General features: G+C 59.7%; 20 protein-coding genes. 9 read left to right on the forward strand and 11 right to left on the reverse strand.

All coding sequences use genetic code 11. From position 1 onward, the window contains the following. Nucleotides 1-116 precede the first annotated feature (116 nt). Nucleotides 117-497 (forward strand): hypothetical protein, encoded by a 381-nt coding sequence (locus GIW28_RS15720; RefSeq protein WP_069788695.1) that lies wholly within the window; start codon nucleotides 117-119, stop codon nucleotides 495-497. A gap of 12 nt (nucleotides 498-509) precedes the next feature. After that, nucleotides 510-992, forward strand: coding sequence for a GreA/GreB family elongation factor (locus GIW28_RS15725; RefSeq protein WP_069788694.1), 483 nt, complete (start codon nucleotides 510-512; stop codon nucleotides 990-992). Nucleotides 993-1,127: 135 nt separating this feature from the next. Here GIW28_RS15725 and cysB read toward each other — a convergent pair whose 3' ends face one another. The 5 genes from cysB to GIW28_RS15750 form a co-directional block, all read right to left on the reverse strand. After that, entirely contained in the window at nucleotides 1,128-2,102 is a 975-nt protein-coding gene (cysB, locus tag GIW28_RS15730) for an HTH-type transcriptional regulator CysB (RefSeq protein WP_003189876.1), read from the reverse strand. Nucleotides 2,103-2,205: 103 nt separating this feature from the next. Further along, complete coding sequence (locus GIW28_RS15735; protein ID WP_017136149.1) at nucleotides 2,206-2,706, reverse strand: universal stress protein; 501 nt, start codon at nucleotides 2,704-2,706, stop codon at nucleotides 2,206-2,208. Between the two features lie 48 nt (nucleotides 2,707-2,754). Further along, nucleotides 2,755-3,672: a 5'-nucleotidase gene (locus GIW28_RS15740; protein WP_017136148.1), complete on the reverse strand. Its 918-nt coding sequence runs from the start codon at nucleotides 3,670-3,672 to the stop codon at nucleotides 2,755-2,757. A gap of 16 nt (nucleotides 3,673-3,688) precedes the next feature. After that, nucleotides 3,689-4,642 carry a putative 2-dehydropantoate 2-reductase gene (locus tag GIW28_RS15745; protein WP_099549073.1) on the reverse strand — a complete coding sequence of 318 codons (954 nt, stop codon included), beginning with the start codon at nucleotides 4,640-4,642 and terminating at the stop codon, nucleotides 3,689-3,691. Beyond that, the gene (locus GIW28_RS15750) at nucleotides 4,639-5,025 is read right to left on the reverse strand and encodes a hypothetical protein (protein ID WP_017136146.1); all 387 of its coding nucleotides are present in this window, start codon (nucleotides 5,023-5,025) and stop codon (nucleotides 4,639-4,641) included. The genes GIW28_RS15745 and GIW28_RS15750 overlap by 4 nt, the downstream gene beginning before the upstream one ends. Here GIW28_RS15750 and GIW28_RS15755 point away from each other — a divergent pair. Beyond that, nucleotides 5,024-5,458 carry a PilZ domain-containing protein gene (locus GIW28_RS15755; RefSeq protein WP_186617330.1) on the forward strand — a complete coding sequence of 145 codons (435 nt, stop codon included), beginning with the start codon at nucleotides 5,024-5,026 and terminating at the stop codon, nucleotides 5,456-5,458. The genes GIW28_RS15750 and GIW28_RS15755 overlap by 2 nt on opposite strands. Before the next feature lie 130 nt (nucleotides 5,459-5,588). Further along, nucleotides 5,589-6,665: a 3-deoxy-7-phosphoheptulonate synthase gene (locus tag GIW28_RS15760; protein WP_017136144.1), complete on the forward strand. Its 1,077-nt coding sequence runs from the start codon at nucleotides 5,589-5,591 to the stop codon at nucleotides 6,663-6,665. 128 nt (nucleotides 6,666-6,793) lie between these two features. Here the strand turns inward: GIW28_RS15760 and GIW28_RS15765 are convergent, their stop codons facing one another. Next, nucleotides 6,794-7,075 carry a GNAT family N-acetyltransferase gene (locus GIW28_RS15765; protein WP_003189869.1) on the reverse strand — a complete coding sequence of 94 codons (282 nt, stop codon included), beginning with the start codon at nucleotides 7,073-7,075 and terminating at the stop codon, nucleotides 6,794-6,796. A 622-nt stretch (nucleotides 7,076-7,697) separates the two neighbouring features. On the opposite strand from GIW28_RS15765, the gene oprI reads away from it, so the two are divergent. Next, nucleotides 7,698-7,949: an outer membrane lipoprotei OprI gene (oprI, locus tag GIW28_RS15770; RefSeq protein ID WP_003172710.1), complete on the forward strand. Its 252-nt coding sequence runs from the start codon at nucleotides 7,698-7,700 to the stop codon at nucleotides 7,947-7,949. Nucleotides 7,950-8,084: 135 nt separating this feature from the next. On the opposite strand, the gene GIW28_RS15775 is transcribed toward oprI, so the two are convergent. The 3 genes from GIW28_RS15775 to GIW28_RS15785 all read right to left on the reverse strand — a co-directional run bounded on the left by GIW28_RS15775 (nucleotide 8,085) and on the right by GIW28_RS15785 (nucleotide 10,095). Then, complete coding sequence (locus GIW28_RS15775) at nucleotides 8,085-9,056, reverse strand: L,D-transpeptidase family protein (protein WP_017136143.1); 972 nt, start codon at nucleotides 9,054-9,056, stop codon at nucleotides 8,085-8,087. A gap of 84 nt (nucleotides 9,057-9,140) precedes the next feature. Then, a complete protein-coding gene (locus GIW28_RS15780) occupies nucleotides 9,141-9,431 on the reverse strand; it encodes a hypothetical protein (RefSeq protein ID WP_017136142.1) in 291 nt (96 codons plus the stop codon). A 58-nt stretch (nucleotides 9,432-9,489) separates the two neighbouring features. Then, nucleotides 9,490-10,095 carry an arylesterase gene (locus tag GIW28_RS15785; protein WP_017136141.1) on the reverse strand — a complete coding sequence of 202 codons (606 nt, stop codon included), beginning with the start codon at nucleotides 10,093-10,095 and terminating at the stop codon, nucleotides 9,490-9,492. Between the two features lie 10 nt (nucleotides 10,096-10,105). On the opposite strand from GIW28_RS15785, the gene GIW28_RS15790 reads away from it, so the two are divergent. Both GIW28_RS15790 and GIW28_RS15795 read left to right on the forward strand, forming a co-directional pair. Further along, a complete protein-coding gene (locus GIW28_RS15790; RefSeq protein WP_017136140.1) occupies nucleotides 10,106-10,789 on the forward strand; it encodes an ABC transporter ATP-binding protein in 684 nt (227 codons plus the stop codon). Further along, nucleotides 10,789-13,299, forward strand: coding sequence for an ABC transporter permease (locus GIW28_RS15795; protein WP_099549076.1), 2,511 nt, complete (start codon nucleotides 10,789-10,791; stop codon nucleotides 13,297-13,299). The genes GIW28_RS15790 and GIW28_RS15795 overlap by 1 nt, the downstream gene beginning before the upstream one ends. Nucleotides 13,300-13,343: 44 nt before the next feature. Here the strand turns inward: GIW28_RS15795 and greB are convergent, their stop codons facing one another. Next, the gene (greB, locus tag GIW28_RS15800; RefSeq protein ID WP_056857197.1) at nucleotides 13,344-13,817 is read right to left on the reverse strand and encodes a transcription elongation factor GreB; all 474 of its coding nucleotides are present in this window, start codon (nucleotides 13,815-13,817) and stop codon (nucleotides 13,344-13,346) included. A gap of 126 nt (nucleotides 13,818-13,943) precedes the next feature. Further along, nucleotides 13,944-15,008 carry a hypothetical protein gene (locus GIW28_RS15805; RefSeq protein ID WP_236447817.1) on the reverse strand — a complete coding sequence of 355 codons (1,065 nt, stop codon included), beginning with the start codon at nucleotides 15,006-15,008 and terminating at the stop codon, nucleotides 13,944-13,946. 238 nt (nucleotides 15,009-15,246) lie between these two features. Here GIW28_RS15805 and GIW28_RS15810 point away from each other — a divergent pair, with 238 nt between their 5' ends. Both GIW28_RS15810 and GIW28_RS15815 read left to right on the forward strand, forming a co-directional pair. Further along, on the forward strand, nucleotides 15,247-16,173 hold the full coding sequence (locus GIW28_RS15810; RefSeq protein ID WP_099549078.1) for an ABC transporter ATP-binding protein: 927 nt from the start codon (nucleotides 15,247-15,249) through the stop codon (nucleotides 16,171-16,173). Beyond that, nucleotides 16,170-16,895 carry an ABC-2 transporter permease gene (locus GIW28_RS15815; protein WP_017136134.1) on the forward strand — a complete coding sequence of 242 codons (726 nt, stop codon included), beginning with the start codon at nucleotides 16,170-16,172 and terminating at the stop codon, nucleotides 16,893-16,895. Before GIW28_RS15810 ends, GIW28_RS15815 begins: the two co-directional genes overlap by 4 nt. Nucleotide 16,896 lies beyond the last annotated feature (1 nt).

Raw genomic sequence — 16,896 nt, forward strand, 5'->3', positions numbered from 1 at the left:
CAAAGGCTCGATTGTCCGCATAAATGCGCCGATGCAGAAGGCTTGATCGCGATTATTCTGCACAGTGGCTGTGCGACAATCGCCGCCACGCCGTCAATGCCTGCCAGGAGGCCAACATGTCCGAACGTCCGTTGTCGCTGTTCAAGCTCAGTGCTGCCGTGGCCTTTGGCCTGTGGCTGGGGTTTATCGCCATTGTGCTGACCGCCTGGCTGGCCTCGCGCTACCTGTTCCCGCAAAGCCTCGCACCCGTGGCTCAAGCGGTTCAACAAGCCGTTCAACAGATGGGCAAACCGGCCGCTGTGGCGCCGGAGCCGCCGAACCGTATGTTCGAGCAATACACCGAGAACCTGCGCAAGCAGGAACAACAACAAACCCTGGACCAGGCGCGCAACAATGCGCGCAACCTGTCTAACCCCAAATGCCAGTTCTGGCTGCAACAAGACCAGAACGCGCCCAATGAAAAGAGCAAGGCGAATGTCCTGCAATTTTGCGAATGACCCAGCACACTCATGAATAAACATGCCGTTCACCAGTTGATCCTGGAAAAACTCAGCGTCGACCTCGACATCGCTCAGCGTGCCGCACAGACCGCCTACGAAACCGCGACCCACGAAGAAAACATCGCGGAGAACAAGTACGACACCTTGGGGCTGGAAGCTTCCTACCTCGCGGCCGGGCAAGCCAAACGCGTCGAAGAGATCAAGCAAGCGCTGGCGTTGTGCCAGAACCTGCAACTACGCGCCTACGATGATCAACGCGGGATTGAGGTCGGCACGCTACTAGGCCTGGAGGACGAGAACAGCCGCCAGCAGTGGCTGTTCCTGGCGCCGGATGCGGCAGGCTTGAAAGTCGATGTGGTGGGCCAGCCGGTGACCGTCATCACCCCGCGCTCGCCCCTGGGCAAAAGCCTGCTGGGCAAGTTCGAGGGTGATGAGGTGGAGATTCTGGTGGCGGGCGCCCGGCAACACTTCACGGTTACCGAGGCCAAGTAAACCACTCTAAGCACAGGGGCTTACCGTGGCGAGGGAGCTTGCTCCCGCTCGGGTGCGCAGCGCCCGCAAGCTTTTTGGGGCCGCTACGCAGCCCAGCGGGAGCAAGCTCCCTCGCCACACCTGCAATAATCAATATCAGTGGACGGGCAATTCAACGCCGTCAAACAGCTCTTCCAGTTCCTGCTTGTTATGGCACTGGATCGCCTTGGCCATGACTTCACGGGTCAGGTGCGGTGCAAACTTCTCGATGAAGTCGCACATGAAACCACGCAGGAAGGTGCCACGGCGGAAGCCGATCTTGGTCACGCTGGACTCGAACAATTCGCTGGCGTCGAGCACGACCAGGTCTTTATCGAGGTTGGTGTCGACCGCCATTTTGGCGACGATACCCACACCCAGGCCCAGGCGCACGTAGGTCTTGATCACGTCGGCGTCAGCGGCGGTGAACACCACTTTCGGCGTGAGGCCGCGATGGCTGAAGGCTTCATCGAGCTTGGAACGGCCGGTAAAGCCGAATACGTAAGTGACGATCGGGTATTCAGCCAGGGCTTCGAGGGTCAGCTTCGGCAGCTTGGCCAACGGGTGGCCCTGGGGCACGACCACGCAACGGTTCCAGCGGTAGCACGGCATCATCACCAGGTCGCCGAACAGCTCAAGGGCTTCGGTGGCGATGGCAAAATCGACGGTGCCGTCAGCAGCCATCTCGGCGATCTGCATCGGCGAACCCTGGTGCATGTGCAGGGCCACATCGGGGTATTGCTTGATGAAATCGCGGATCACCGGCGGCAAGGCATAACGCGCCTGGGTGTGGGTGGTGGCGATCGACAGGGTGCCTTTCTTCTCGTTGGAGAATTCCTGGGCGATCTGCTTGATGCTTTCGACTTTGCGCAGGATCTCGCCGGCGGTGGTGATAATGCGCTCACCGGCCGGGGTCACACGGGTCAGGTGTTTGCCGCTGCGCGCGAATACTTCGACGCCCAGCTCGTCTTCGAGCAGGCGGATCTGCTTGCTGATACCGGGTTGCGAGGTGTAAAGGCTTTGAGCGGTAGCGGAAACGTTGAGGTCGTGGTGCGCCACTTCCCAGATGTAGCGCAGTTGTTGAAGCTTCATATATGTCCCTCAAAGCGGATAGACGCCACGGGTATCAGCGACGGTATATAACTATATTAAAGGTCAGACAGATAAATCTAGAACTTTTTATCGTTTTTACCCATCACGTGTCATCAGTGCGTCGACGCTGTAGCGACGGCACCATGTAAACCGGCACTGTGGCCAGTTGCAGTACCCGCGCCGCCGTGCGCCCAAGCGGTGTGGCGGTCGCGGTTGTGTGGCTATGACTACCTACGATCAACAGGTCAACGGAAAGTTTACGCAGTTGGTCGAGAATCACCTCGCACGGGTCCCCCTGGATCACGCGCACCGAGCGAATCAACTGCAGGTCTTGCTCGCCCTCCCCCAACTCCTCGCGAAAACTGTCGAGCACCCGTTGCTCGATGGTCGCCATCACCGTGTTCAGGCCCTGGCTCTGCCATTCACTCAGAGCCTTCTCATCAAGGTAGCTTTGCAACACCGATTCGGCGAACAACCCGATCGGCTCGACCACATGAATCACATACAAATCCGCCTTGAACGTCCGGGCCAGCGCCAGCGCATGTTGCATGACATACGGCGCATACAGACCGAGGTCCGTGGCATACAACATCGAACGAATCATAGAACCTCCTGGACTGCCAGGATGGCGGGGATTGATTGAGCTTAGCAGCTAGCTCTCGGTCTGGATTTTCAACTCATTGCTGATGCCATGGGGCACATGCCCGGTGGTCACCACCTCCCTGGCTTTCTCACAATGACCGGCCTGGTCATCGAAAAACACATCGGCGGCGAACGCCTCCAAAAACGCGGATTTCTCCAGGCCGCCAAGGAACAGTGACTCATCCAGGCGGATGTCCCATTCGCGCAAGGTGCGAATCACCCGCTCATGGGACGGTGCCGAACGCGCGGTGACCAGGGCGGTGCGGATCGGGCAGGCGTCGTCCGCGAACTCGCGCTGCAACAGGTTGAGCGCCGCCAGGAAGCCCTTGAACGGACCGCCGTGCAAAGGCTCGCGTGCCGACTCGCGCTCGCTGGCATGAAACGCCTCTATCCCACCGACCTGATACACGCGCTCCGACTCATCGGAAAACAGCACCGCATCGCCGTCGAATGCAATGCGCAGTTCTTCACTCGATGCCCGGCGCGCGCCGCCGGACAGAATCGTCGCCGCAGCGAAACCAGCATCCAGGGCGCTGCGCACATCTTCAGCATGGGTCGACAAAAACAAATGGCAACCAAACGCGGCCAAATAAGGATATGGACTACGCCCTCCTACGAAAGCGGCGCGGGAAATATCCAGGCCGTAATGCTGGATCGAATTGAACACGCGCAATCCGGTGTCGGCGCTGTTGCGTGACACCAACACCACTTCGACGCGGGCACGCCCGAGGCTGGCGTTAAGGCTAAGGAGCTTTTTGACCAGCGGGAAGGCGTCGCCGGGTTCGAGGGTTTCTTCCTCGTGTTCGATCTGGTATTTGCGATACGCCTCCACCCCTTCGTTCAGGTAGATCTTGTGGCTGTCGCTCAGGTCGAACAGTGCCCGCGACGAAATCGCCAGCACCAGTTTGTCGCCCAATCCTTTCGCCATAGTGTTTCTCCCCAATTCAGCGATTGCGCCGATCAATAAAACTCAAGGCCTGGTAGAGCGCCTGCATGCGTGGCAATTCACAGCCCGCCGCTTTGGCAGCGGCCAATGGCCGGGCGTAGATCGCCGCCAGTTCCAGCGGGCGTTTGTGCACGTGGTCGTGGTACATGCTGGGCAGGTAGTCAGCCATGGTGTCGGTCATGGTGAGCATTTGCTCGACGTAACTGCCGGGAATTTCATGGCCACAGGCGTGGGCGCCCTTCACCACTTCAGTCATCAGGGCCTGGATCAGTTCGCGGCTGGACTCATCGGCCATCATCGCGCTGGTGCCGGTGCCCAGCAATACCGAGAGGCCATTGAACGGCACATTCCAGACCAATTTATGCCACCGCGCCTGGTGCACATTGGCCATGGCCTGGGACTCGATGCCGGCCTGGTGAAACAGCGCGGCGCCCTCCTCGACAATGGCCTTCTGCTGCGCCTCATCGTTGGCCGCCGTGCCACTGTGATAGCCAAGATTCACCCGGCCCAACGCCTGATGCTCGACGACACCCGGCCCGGAACGATGCACGCCGATGTAACACAAGCCGCCCAACAGGTGCAGCGACGATGGCAGGTGTTCGCGCAGGCTGTCTTCAACATCGAGGCCGTTTTGCAGGAGCACTACCTTGGCGCCCGGTGCGGCGACCTGGGCAAGGGTTGGGGCCAGCTCCACGTTGCCGGTGGATTTGGTGCCGACCAGCAGCCAGTCGCACGCCGGCATATCGGCAGCCTGGGCATAGGCCTGCACAGGGTGCAGGTGCAACTTGCCGTGCACAGTACTGTTGAGGTGCAGGCCATGCTCGGCGACCGCCGCATATTCACTGCGCAACAGAAAGTGCACATCGAACCCGGCACGCGCCAGCATCAGGCCGTAAAAACCACCGATGGCACCGGTGCCGATAATGCCGATGCGGGGCGACTGTGCTGTCATGGCAGATCCTCTGGAGTACGGGTAAGTGCTTGATTAATCGCGTCCGCAAGGTCGGGCCGGGTAAGACGCGCCTGTAATTGCCCAAGGAATTGACCCTCGCACACGAGGAACAACGCGGGCAAATGAAAGATCTGGTAGCGCTCAACCGCCCCGCCGTTGTGCCCGGCATCCACCCAGCACACGCGCTCGACCGGCAACGTCCAGCCGGGCAGTTGCTGGCGTGCCCAACGGCAACTGGAACAGCCCACGCTGGTAAACACCAGCAGCGAAATACCTGGCAATCCCAGCAATTGCTGGTCAATATCCAGGTCGGTCAATTCCAGTTCCTTCACTATACTGCTGCCACTGCCGTCAATTGGACGGTGCTCGGAGTCCGTGTACATGGGTCGTTTTTTACCTCACCCTGATGATGTCGCTGTCGAGTTAATCCAACGTCCCGCCCCAGCTATTCCCCGCCAACGCCTGCACACTATCGGCCTGGGCGGCGTCGCCTGCAATTGCCCGCGTGCCTGGCGCCAGGGCACGGCGGTTGATCTGCGCATCCCGTCACTGGGTGCCAGCGCCCGTTATCCGGGCTATGTAGCCTGGTGTCGCAAAGTCGAAAATGGCTACCGTATCGGCATTTCCTTTACCGATGAACATGCCTTGTTCGGTGCGCGCATGGGCGAGCAAGTGTGCCAGATCGAACGCTACTGCCGCCTGCACGAAGACGCCGAGCCAACCCCTGCCCAGCTCGAGACCATGGCCCGTGAGTGGGTTTCACGCCATGCCAGTGAGTTCGCCCACGACACCTTTGTGGCGCCGGTGCTGGATTAAAGCCGGCTTTGCCCATTGTCGCGGCCCCGTGTTACGCGCTAAGGTTCCTCCCCCCTGCATTCAAATCATGCTGTGCCCGCCGCACGGGGATAGCAGGCGGCCGGCACCCGTGACCCTGGCGAGTAACACGATGGCTGATTTACCGATCAATGACCTTAACGTCGAATCCAACGAGACCCTGATCACCCCTGATCAGCTCAAGCGCGAAATCCCTTTGAGCGATGCTGCCCTGCAGACCGTGACCAAGGGCCGCGAAGTCATTCGTGACATTCTCGATGGCACCGACCACCGCCTTTTTGTAGTGATCGGCCCGTGCTCGATCCACGACCTCAAGGCTGCCCACGAATACGCCGAGCGCCTTAAAGTGCTGGCGGCTGAAGTGTCCGACACCTTGTATCTGGTGATGCGCGTCTATTTCGAGAAACCACGCACCACCGTCGGCTGGAAAGGTTTGATCAACGACCCGTACCTGGACGACTCGTTCAAGATTCAGGACGGTTTGCACATCGGTCGCCAATTGCTGCTGGACCTGGCCGAAATGGGCCTGCCGACCGCGACCGAAGCGCTGGACCCGATCTCCCCGCAGTACCTGCAGGACCTGATCAGCTGGTCGGCCATCGGCGCACGCACCACCGAGTCCCAGACCCACCGCGAAATGGCGTCCGGCCTGTCCTCGGCCGTGGGCTTCAAGAACGGCACCGATGGCGGCCTGACGGTTGCGATCAACGCCCTGCAATCGGTGTCCAGCCCGCACCGTTTCCTGGGTATCAACCAGGAAGGTGGCGTGTCCATCGTCACCACCAAGGGCAACGCCTATGGCCACGTGGTACTGCGCGGCGGCAACGGCAAGCCCAACTATGATTCGGTCAGCGTGGCGCTGTGCGAACAGGCGCTGAACAAGGCCAGGATCAAGCCGAACATCATGGTCGACTGCAGCCACGCCAACTCCAACAAGGACCCGGCCCTGCAACCGCTGGTGATGGAAAACGTCGCCAACCAGATTCTTGAAGGCAACCAGTCGATTATCGGCTTGATGGTCGAAAGCCACTTGAACTGGGGCTGCCAGTCGATTCCAAAAGACCTGGCCGACTTGCAGTACGGCGTGTCGATCACCGATGCCTGCATCGACTGGTCAGCCACCGAGACCACCCTGCGCAGCATGCATGCCAAGCTCAAGGACGTGTTGCCCAAGCGCAAACGCACCTGACCTTACACTGCGCACACAAAAACGCCGGGCTTAGCCCGGCGTTTTTGTGTGCGGCATCTGATTGATCGTTCCCACGCTCTGCGTGGGAATGCAGCCATGGACGCTCCGCGTCCCGCCTCACTCAATATTCAGAGCTTCGCGGCATGGCGCTGATGGCGCTCCATGTAGCGCTCTACGTAAGAGCACGAAGGGATCACGGTGTACCCGGCCTCTTCGGCGAACTTCAACGCTTCCTCGGTCAACGCAGCAGCAATGCCGCGCCCGCGCAATGCGTTGGGCACGAAGGTGCGATAGATGTCCAGGGTCTGTTTGCCCAGGTCCATATAGGTCAGATAGGCACGATGACCGTCCACATTGGTCTCGAACTGATGACCAGCCTGGTCATGGTGGATGGACAACGCCTCGCTCATCACTACTCCTCGCGGGTCTTGGATTTCGACCCCTACCTTACCGATGTTTTTCCGGCGAAGGAACATCTACGCCACCCCGTGCCGGTTTCGACAACGAGAAAACCTATAGCGCTCACAACCAGCACGTAGAGAATAGTAGGCACCAATGCTGCAATAGCTCAAGGCGCACTCGTCATCCCTTGCCGCTGGCGGTTACAGAAAGGGCTTCGATCAATCGATGATCGATAGCCTGAACATTGCCGGCAGTTGAAGCTTGAGACGAACTGCCGCTCTTAAAGTCACCTCTAGATGCGCCTACATGCGCAAAAGATGCCGGGCCAGGCAAAGGCCAACTGAAAAAAAGTGTCATCGTAGATATATAAATTTACACCTGCTTACCCAGCCTGACACAGGCTGGCCGGACCTCTCAGCTTGGATCCAGTTCCCGACGAAATGAAAATTTTTGAGCAGTTTTTATACAAACCTCCAAAAGATTAGCCAAAATAGATACGGCACAAGAATTTTTTTTGCTTCTTGCGCTACGTCAGTTTACTTACTACAAGTAATGAGTAGTATGTACGCCGGCTATCAGCTCACCCTGAGAAAGTAGCCATTTAATAGAAAGTCCTTGAAGGGGAACACGATGAACAACGTTCTGAAATTCTCTGCTCTGGCTCTGGCCGCAGTTCTGGCTACCGGTTGCAGCAGCGTCTCCAAAGAAACCGAAGCTCGTCTGACTGCAACTGAAGACGCAGCAGCTCGCTCCCAGGCTCGTGCAGACGAAGCCTACCGTAAAGCTGATGAAGCTCTGGCTGCTGCTCAAAAAGCACAACAGACTGCTGACGAAGCTAACGAGCGCGCTCTGCGCATGCTTGAAAAAGCAAGCCGCAAGTAATAATCCCTCGGGGTTGTTATCAAGCCGATCCATTCTTGGATCGGCTTTTTTATTGCCTGCAATTCAGCCCTGAATCCAGCGCAATAAAAAGCCCGCCATAGCGCAAGGCCTTGGCGGGCTTTTGATCGAACAGGCTTATTGCTGCAGATCGATAGGCGTGCTGGACACCACCGGCGTGTTGGCACCCGGTACCCCAATCTCGGTGGGCAGGCCATCTTCGGCGGCCACCACATCACGCACCTGATCCCAATTGACGCGCAAATTGTTGGCCAGGTCTTCGCGCTTGAGCAGGGCATTGATGACCGCAGTGTGCTTGTCGACCACCGAAGGCGTGCCATCGTCGTTCAGCGGCGTATGCGCTTCAAGGTAGACCTTGCCGCCACTGCTGCCGAACTTGTACGCATCGTTGATGATGCGCACCGAGGTGCCGACCGGCACCATGTCGGCCATCTCCAGCACGTTGTTGTTGAACATGCGGAAGCAACCGTGGCTTGTACGCGTGCCGATACCAAATTTCATGTTCGAACCATGGATCAGGTAACCCGGCGTGCCCAAGGTGAACTTGAACGGCCCCAGTGGGTTATCCGGCCCGGCCGGCACCACATTGGGCAGCGGGTCGCCATTGGCGGCGTGCTCGGCCTTGATCGAGGCGGGCGGGGTCCAGGTCGGGTTGGGGATTTTGCCGGTGATGGTGGTGTGCGCGACCGGCGAACCCCAGCCCTCACGGCCAATGCCCAACGGGAAGGTGTACACCACGTTCTGGCCCTTGGGATAGTAATAGAGCCGGTATTCCGCCAGGTTGATCACGATACCTTCGCGCGGGCCGGGCGGCAGAATAAACCGCGTGGGCAGCACAATCTCGGTGCCCGCGCCGGGCAACCAGGCATCCACACCCGGGTTGGCCGCGACCATTTCCGAATAGCCCAGGTCATAGGTGGTGCCCAGGTCGGCAAAGGTGTCTTCGTACTTGGCCTTGATCACCTGGACCTGACCGACGATGTCTTCACCCGGCGGGGGCAAGGGCAACTGCAAGGCTGACGCCGAACCGGCTGCACACAAGGCAGCAAGAGACAGGCAGCAGGTAACGACGGAAAGGCGCGACAACATCCGGAAAATCCTTCGCAGAACGACGGGTAGGAAAACACTGATTGTATACGTGAAGCGCGATCCAGGCATCAACCTGCCCCGCTGCTACTCGAAGCGCAGCTCTGGCCAGATCAGCGGCGTGCCACGCTTTTGCGATTCGAGAATTGCCCGGCACAGCGGGCACAGGCGCTGGTCCTGAAAAATCGCACGGTCCACCGATGACCAGCGTGGTTGCGCCGGCAACAAAGTGCCGCACAGCGTGCGGTCGATCGAGCCACCCAGCTCCAATTGACGCGCAACCAGATGCACCCGGACTTCCTGGCAGGCGAACAGATCCAGCTGCTCGTCAGGCTCGATCAGTTGGTAGTTGAACAGGGACCAGGCAGGGCGCGACATCGGGGGCTCCAGATCGGGGGGGCGCCACCTTAGCCGAAAGCCTGCCGGTAGAAAAGCGTCATAGCAGCGGTTTTAGCGTCGGCCAGACATTTTCCAGCAACTTGCCCTGTGCGCCGACTGCCGGGTGAAGCTGATCGGCCTGCATCAACTCGGGATGGCCGCCCACGCCCTCAAGGAAAAACGGCACCAGCGGGATGCTTTTTTCCTTGGCCAAGGTACCGTAGACCTCGGCAAATGCCGTGGTGTATTTAGGGCCATAATTTGGGGGCAACTGCATCCCCAGCAGCAGCACCTTGGCGCCCTTGGCCTTGGACTGGTCAATCATCGACGCAAGATTTTGTTTCAATTGCGCTGGCGGCTGCCCACGCAGGCCATCATTGCCACCCAACTCGAGAATCACCACATCCGGTTTATGCTCTGCAAGCGCCGCCGGCAGCCGCGCCAGGCCTCCGGCACTGGTGTCGCCGCTGATGGAGGCGTTGACCACTTTATCGTCGAAACCTTCGCTCTTGAGCCGTTGTCCCAGCAACGCTACCCACCCTTTGCTGGTATCCAGCCCGAAACCGGCACTGATACTATCGCCAACGATCAGGACTGTACCCGCCGCTGCGTTCTGGGCCATGCACATCAAGGCCAGGCCAGCACTCAAAAACCACATTCGCATCGGATTCTCCATGGGCGCAAGCATTCTCACCGCGCGAAACCTTAGCAAAGTGGTTCCCAGCGCGGAAGGTGAACTGACTATCCTGCACGAACTGAGCCTGGAACTGAACAAGGGCGATAGCCTGGCTATCGTCGGCAGCTCCGGTTCCGGTAAATCCACCCTCCTCGGCCTGCTGGCCGGCCTCGATCTGCCCAGCAGCGGTGAAGTCACGCTGGCCGGGCAAGCCTTGAGCACCCTCGACGAAGACCAGCGCGCACGCATACGCGCCGAGCACGTGGGTTTTGTCTTCCAGTCATTCCAACTGCTCGACAGCCTCAATGCGCTGGAAAACGTCATGCTGCCGCTGGAGCTGGACGGCCGCAAGGACGCCCGCGAGCGCGCCACCCACCTGCTGGAGCGTGTGGGCCTGGGCCAACGCCTGACCCACTCGCCGCGCCAGCTTTCCGGTGGCGAGCAGCAGCGCGTCGCTATCGCCAGGGCCTTCGCCGCCGAACCGGATGTGCTGTTTGCCGATGAACCCACCGGCAACCTCGACAGCCACACCGGCGAGCGCATCAGCGACCTGCTGTTCGAACTCAACAAAGAAAGCGGCACGACCCTGGTGCTGGTCACCCACGACGAGCGCCTGGCCCACCGTTGCCGGCGCCTGATCCGCCTTGAAGCCGGCCTGATGGTCGCGCCCCTGGAGCCTTGATGGCACGTTTGCCGCTGTTGCGCCTGTTCAGCCTTGCCATGCGCCAATTACTGCGCGACGCCCGCGCCGGTGAGTTGCGCGTGTTGTTTTTCGCCCTGCTGGTGGCGGTCACGGCCAGCACCGCCATTGGCTACTTCGGTGCACGCCTGAACGGCGCCATGCTGTTGCGTGCCACCGAATTCCTCGGTGCCGACCTGGTACTCGAAGGCAGCTCGCCGGCCCGCTTCGAGCAAATCAGGTCAGGCACCGAACTGGGCCTGGATCACGCGCGCATTGTTGAGTTCTCCAGCGTTATCGCGACCGATAATGGCATCCAGCTCTCCAGCATCAAGGCGGTCAACGAGCAGTACCCGTTGCGCGGCGAACTCAAAAGCGCCACGCAGCCGTTCGGCGCAGAAACTGCAGGAGGCGGCCCAAAACCCGGCGAAGCCTGGGTGGAAGCACGGCTGCTGACGGCGCTGGACCTCAAAGTCGGCGACAGCATCGACGTGGGCATGAAAACCCTGCGGCTGACGCACATCCTGACCTACGAGCCCGATCGCGCCGGTAACTTCTACAGCCTCACGCCACGGGTGATGATCAACCTCGCCGACCTGGACGCCACCGGCGTGGTGCAACCCGGCAGCCGCGTGAGCTACCGCGAACTGTGGCGTGCGCCCCAGGGCAGCACGGCACTGCAAACCTATCGCGACCTGGTCAAGCCGGGCCTTGCCGCCAACCAGCGCTTGCAGGATTCGCGTGACGGCAACCAGCAGATCGGCGGAGCCCTGGGCAAGGCCGAGCGTTACCTGAACATGGCCAGCCTGGTGGCAGTGCTGCTGGCCGGCGTGGCCGTGGCGCTGTCGGCCAACCGCTTCGCCAGCCGCCGTTTCGACGCCAGCGCGCTGCTGCGTTGCCTGGGTTTGTCACGCCGCGAAACAATGCTGCTGTTCAGCCTGCAACTGAGCGTACTGGGCCTGTTGGCCAGCCTCACCGGCGCCGTGCTCGGCTGGTTGGCGCAATTTGGCCTGTTCTATTTCCTGCATGACTTGCTGCCGGCCGACGTGCCGCCCGGCGGGCTGCTGCCAGCAGTGGCGGGCATCGGCACCGGGCTGGTCGCCCTCGCCGGCTTCGCATTGCCGCCCCTGGCAGCGTTGGGCCGGGTGCCGCCGCTGCGGGTATTGCGACGTGACATGCTGCCGATCCCTTCCAGCACCTGGATGGTGTATGGCGCTGCGCTGTTCGCCCTCGGCCTGATCATGTGGCGCCTGAGCCTCGATCTGGTGCTGACCTTCGCATTGCTCGGCGGTGGCGTGATGGCCGCGCTGATCCTTGGCGGCCTGCTGTTGTTGTTACTGCAAAGCCTGCGCAGGCTACTGGCTCGCGCTTCGCTGCCCTGGCGCCTGGGTTTGGGCCAGTTGCTGCGCCATCCCTTGGCCGCAGCCGGCCAGTCCCTGGCGTTTGGCTTGATCCTGTTGTCCATGGGCTTGATCGCCCTGCTGCGCGGCGAATTGCTCGACACCTGGCAAAACCAGCTACCCAAGGACGCCCCCAACTATTTCGCCCTGAACATCCTGCCGGCCGACAAAGACGCCTTTGGCGCCCGCCTGCTGGAGTTGCAAGCACAAGCGGCGCCGCTGTACCCGGTGGTGCCGGGCCGCTTGATCAGCATTAATGGCGCGCCAGTGCAGGAGATTGTCAGCAAAGACTCCAGCGGTGACCGCGCTGTGCAGCGCGACCTGAGCCTGACCTGGGCAGCCGACCTGCCACCGGGCAACCTCCTCACTGCAGGCGCTTGGTGGTCACAGCAACCGGGCGATGGCATCCCAGGGGTGTCGGTAGAAGCCAAGGTCGCTGAAAGCCTGAAGCTGAAGCTCGATGATCACCTGGTGTTCACCGTCGGTGGCGAGAACCGCGAAGCACGGGTGACGAGCCTGCGAACCATCAACTGGGACAACTTCCAGCCCAACTTTTTCATGATTTTCCAGCCGGGCACCTTGAAGGACCTGCCCGCTACTTACCTGACCAGCTTCTATCTGGCGCCGGGGCATGACCAACAGATCGTCGACCTGTCCCGGGCCTTCCCGGCCGTCACTATCCTGCAGGTCGAAGCCTTGCTGGAGCAGTTGCGCAGCATCCTCGCCCAAGTGACCCTGGCGGTGGAGTACGTGTTGCTGTTTGTGCTGGCGGCGGGCATGGCCGTGCTGTTTTCGGGCCTGCAGGCCACTCTGGATGAGCGAATTCGCCAAGGCGCGCTGTTGCGTGCGCTGGGGGCCGAGCGCAAGTTGCTGGTCAAGGCGCGACGGATCGAGTTCGGCTTGCTGGGTGCGGTAAGCGGCTTGCTGGCAGCCCTGGGCACCGAGCTGGTGACCTGGGTGCTGTACCGTTACGCCTTTGACCTGGCGTGGCATCCGCACGCGTGGTTGCTATTGCTGCCAGTGATCGGTGCCGTGCTGATCGGCGGCGCTGGTGTATTCGGTACGCGTCGCGCGTTGAATGCCAGCCCATTGACGGTGTTACGCGAAGGTTGAAAACCAGCGCTGGCCAGCACGCCCGACGGCGTGCCGGCCAGCGTTTACTTCACATACTCGATACCCGTAATCCACCAGCACACCTCGCCGGTTGGCGTCTGCACCATGGCTTCATCGTCGACTTCCTTGCGCAGCAACGCCCGGGCCATCGGGGAGTCGATGGAGATGTAATCCATGCGCTCATAAATTTCGTCATAGCCGACGATCCGAAACCGCTTGGTCTCGCCCTGCTCATTTTCGATATCGACCCAGGCGCCGAAAAACACCTTGCCCTCCTGCTCGGGCATGTACTCCACCACCCGCATGTCTTCCAGGCGCTTGCGCAGGTAACGCACACGCCGATCAATCTCACGCAGCAGTTTCTTGTTGTATTGATAGTCCGCGTTCTCGCTGCGATCACCAAGGGACGCCGCCCAAGTCACCTTGCGGGTGGTATCCGGACGCTTTTCACGCCACAGGTAATCCAGCTCTTTTTTCAGCGCCTCATGACCTTCTTTGGTTATCAGCTTGGTACTCAAACGCGTGCATCCCCAGACAGTGTCCAATGGTGCCGATACGCCAAGGCGTCATGCCCTGGCGCCGGCCGGCTGGGGTTGATGATAAATGAACCCTGAAAAGTAGCCAGACCGTAGAACACATCAGCTTCAAGCCTGGCCGTCCAGGGTTTGATCAAGCTCCAGGAGTACACTCTGCAGGCGCTGGCGTATTCCCGCCACCTGCGACAGCGCCAGCGTCAACTTCTCAGCCTTCTGGCCAACCTCAAGGTTTCGCGCCTGCAACTGCGTTGCTTGTTGCTGCAACTCCTGGCTCCTTTCGTCCAGCTCACCCTGTTCCTGCTCGAGTCGTGCCTGCCACTGCGTTAGCATTTCCTCGCGCTCGTTCACCGCAAGTTGCTGTTGCGACAGCTCTTGGGCGACCTTTGCCAGGCTGGACAACGTGCTGTCTACCTCAACCAACGAGGCATGTTCCATCTTCGGCGCAGGTGGGCGCGGTGCAGGCGCTGCTTGCTCGACCTGAACAGGTGGCGCGCTGAGCTCGACGGGCACTGGCACTGGCTCTGGCGCGGGTTCTGGTTCTGGTTCTGGTTCTGGCTCTGGTTCAGGTTCTGGCGCAGGGGCTATCGCGGCGGGAGCCTCCAATGGCTGAGCCTGGGCCGGCTCTGAAACGGGCGGCTCGACGGGCCTGGCTGGGTTCGTGGCCCTGGGCGGCGAAATCATCTGCGACGAGAAGCGAATCGAAGGCACGATCAACGAAGCACTTTCGATGGCCGGCAGTACGGGTGCCGACATGCCCAGGGTAATGACCTTCATGACCAATGCCTTCTTGATGATCATCGAGTGATGGTCCTCAGGCCTGGCGGGCGGTAACTTGCAGCCTTTCAAATCAATGAAATGAAAAGGCACCGAGGATTCGATAACGGTGCCGTTCTTAGTCCCGGAAGCGGCGGCCACCATCAGGATTTGCTTGAACACTTGCATGGCAACTTGCAGGTCTTCCTTGGACTCGACCCCGCCGAGGAAGTACCGGTCGAGTTTCTTGCGTAGCGCCGCGATGTAGACCCTGGAGTTACCAGGTTCGGTCTCTTCATCCAGGCTATAGACCAAAAAATTGGAATCGGTCTGTGCAACGGCAAACCCACAAAGCAGTGCACCGTTGACCGGCGTGTCCTGACCGCTGCGTTCAAGAACAAGCGTGCGAAGAAGCATCATGATATTCAGGCCTTATTGCGAAAGAGTAAACCTTATATAAGCGCCAGATAAATACCCGGCCATTAACTAACCTCGGAACAACGCAATTGTTTCAGCAAGTTATCCGATTCGGCGTAGGAATTATCTGAGAAGTATGTCCCCTTGTTCCCAAGTCCAATGATTAAACGTATCTTTCTCGGCGCTTACCGTGCATGACGGTACAAGTTCTTACGCCTCGCAAAACTTATTCGGTAAAAAGATGCTCGAGATAAGCAGCCTGACAAAGCGTTTGGGTAAAAGAAACGTCATCACTAATCTCTCGTTCAGCGCTCAACGCCAGGAATGTATCGGCTTGTTCGGGGAGAGTGGCGCAGGCAAAACCACACTGCTGAATGTTATCTCCGGTTTGGCCAGCCCCTCGGCCGGGCATGTCACTGTCGAAGGCTTTGATACCCAGGCTCATCCTCTGCAAGCGCGAAGAGCCCTCGGCTATCAACTCCAGGACGGCCTTAGCCATCAAACGATGTCGGTCAAAGGCGTGCTCAATTTCATTGCCGCCGTACGCGGCTTCAGCGGTGCTGAAAAACGCAGCCGGGTTGATCGAGCAGCCATGCGCCTGGAATTATCACGTGTACTCGATGCACCGATCGATACGCTTTCCGTCGGTTTGAAGCGCAGAGTCGCTATCGCCCAGGCGATCCTGCACACCCCCGGCCTGCTGCTGCTCGATGAACCGATTGAGGGGCTGGCAACGGATCAACTGCTCAAGTTCAAGACCCTGATCCAGTCGCTGACCGAAGACATGACGGTCCTGATCGCCTCCCGGCATTGCGACAACCTGTCGAGCCTTTGCACGCGCGCCTTGGTTATCGCAGCAGGGCACCTTGTGGCAGACACCCCGCTGCCCGATTTGCAGCGCAACTCCCGGCATTACCGAGCTGTCACGCTGGCCGCAGAAACACCCCTGGATTTACTCGCCCTTGCCGTATTACCCGGCGTGGCAGGTATAGAAGAGGACCGGCATGCGCCCGGCACCGTAACGGTTCTGGCGATGCCCGGGCACGCCATCTACCCCCATATCAACGCACTTATCGCCAGCCGCGGCTGGAACATAACGTCACTGAATCTGGAGCCAGGTCGCCTGAACGAAGTCGTTCAGCATCTGAGCCACGAGGTCACTCTTTGAAACTGCTGCCTGTCATTTTCAAGCGCCAACTGGCCAGTTATGCCTGTACACCCAGCACGTACCTCGGTATTGCCGCGTTTCTAGTGTTGTGCGCCACCTTGGGGTTGTACACAAGCAAATGGCTGGAACAGGAAAGCGGCGACCTGCAGGTGTTTTTCCAATTGCACCCTTGGCTCTACCTGCTGCTGATTCCCATGTTGTCGACACAATTATGGTCGGACGAACACCACGCCGGCATGCGCGACATGATGAAAACCCTGCCTATCACCAGCGCAGAGCGGGTCATCGGAAAGTTTCTGGCTGCGTGGGTCGTGTGCGCAATCGCATTGCTGCTTACTTTCCCACTGGTAATCCTCGCCAACTACCTCGGCACCGCCGACAACCGTGTTATCGCTTCACAGTTTCTAGCCAGTTGGTTGCTGGCCGGCGCTTATCTTTCTGTCGGATGCTTTACGTCTACCCTGACCCACCAACGTTTGGCTGTCTTCCTGATAACGGTGGTGATGTTACTGGCCGCCAGCGGACTTTCATCGGTTCTCGACGCACTTGAGCATCAGGCGCCGATCTGGGTCGTAGACAGCCTGGTCTCGATTAACCCGATTTCACGTTTCGGGGCTATCGACAACGGCAAACTAACGCTGCATGACGGCTTGTACTACATCAGCATGATCCTTGCCTTTCTCTCGGCATCCACCGTCACGCTCAACTACAAAACCAGTTGAG

It is taken from the genome of Pseudomonas sp. PA-5-4B, from assembly GCF_021606215.1.
Lineage (GTDB): Bacteria > Pseudomonadota > Gammaproteobacteria > Pseudomonadales > Pseudomonadaceae > Aquipseudomonas > Aquipseudomonas edaphica.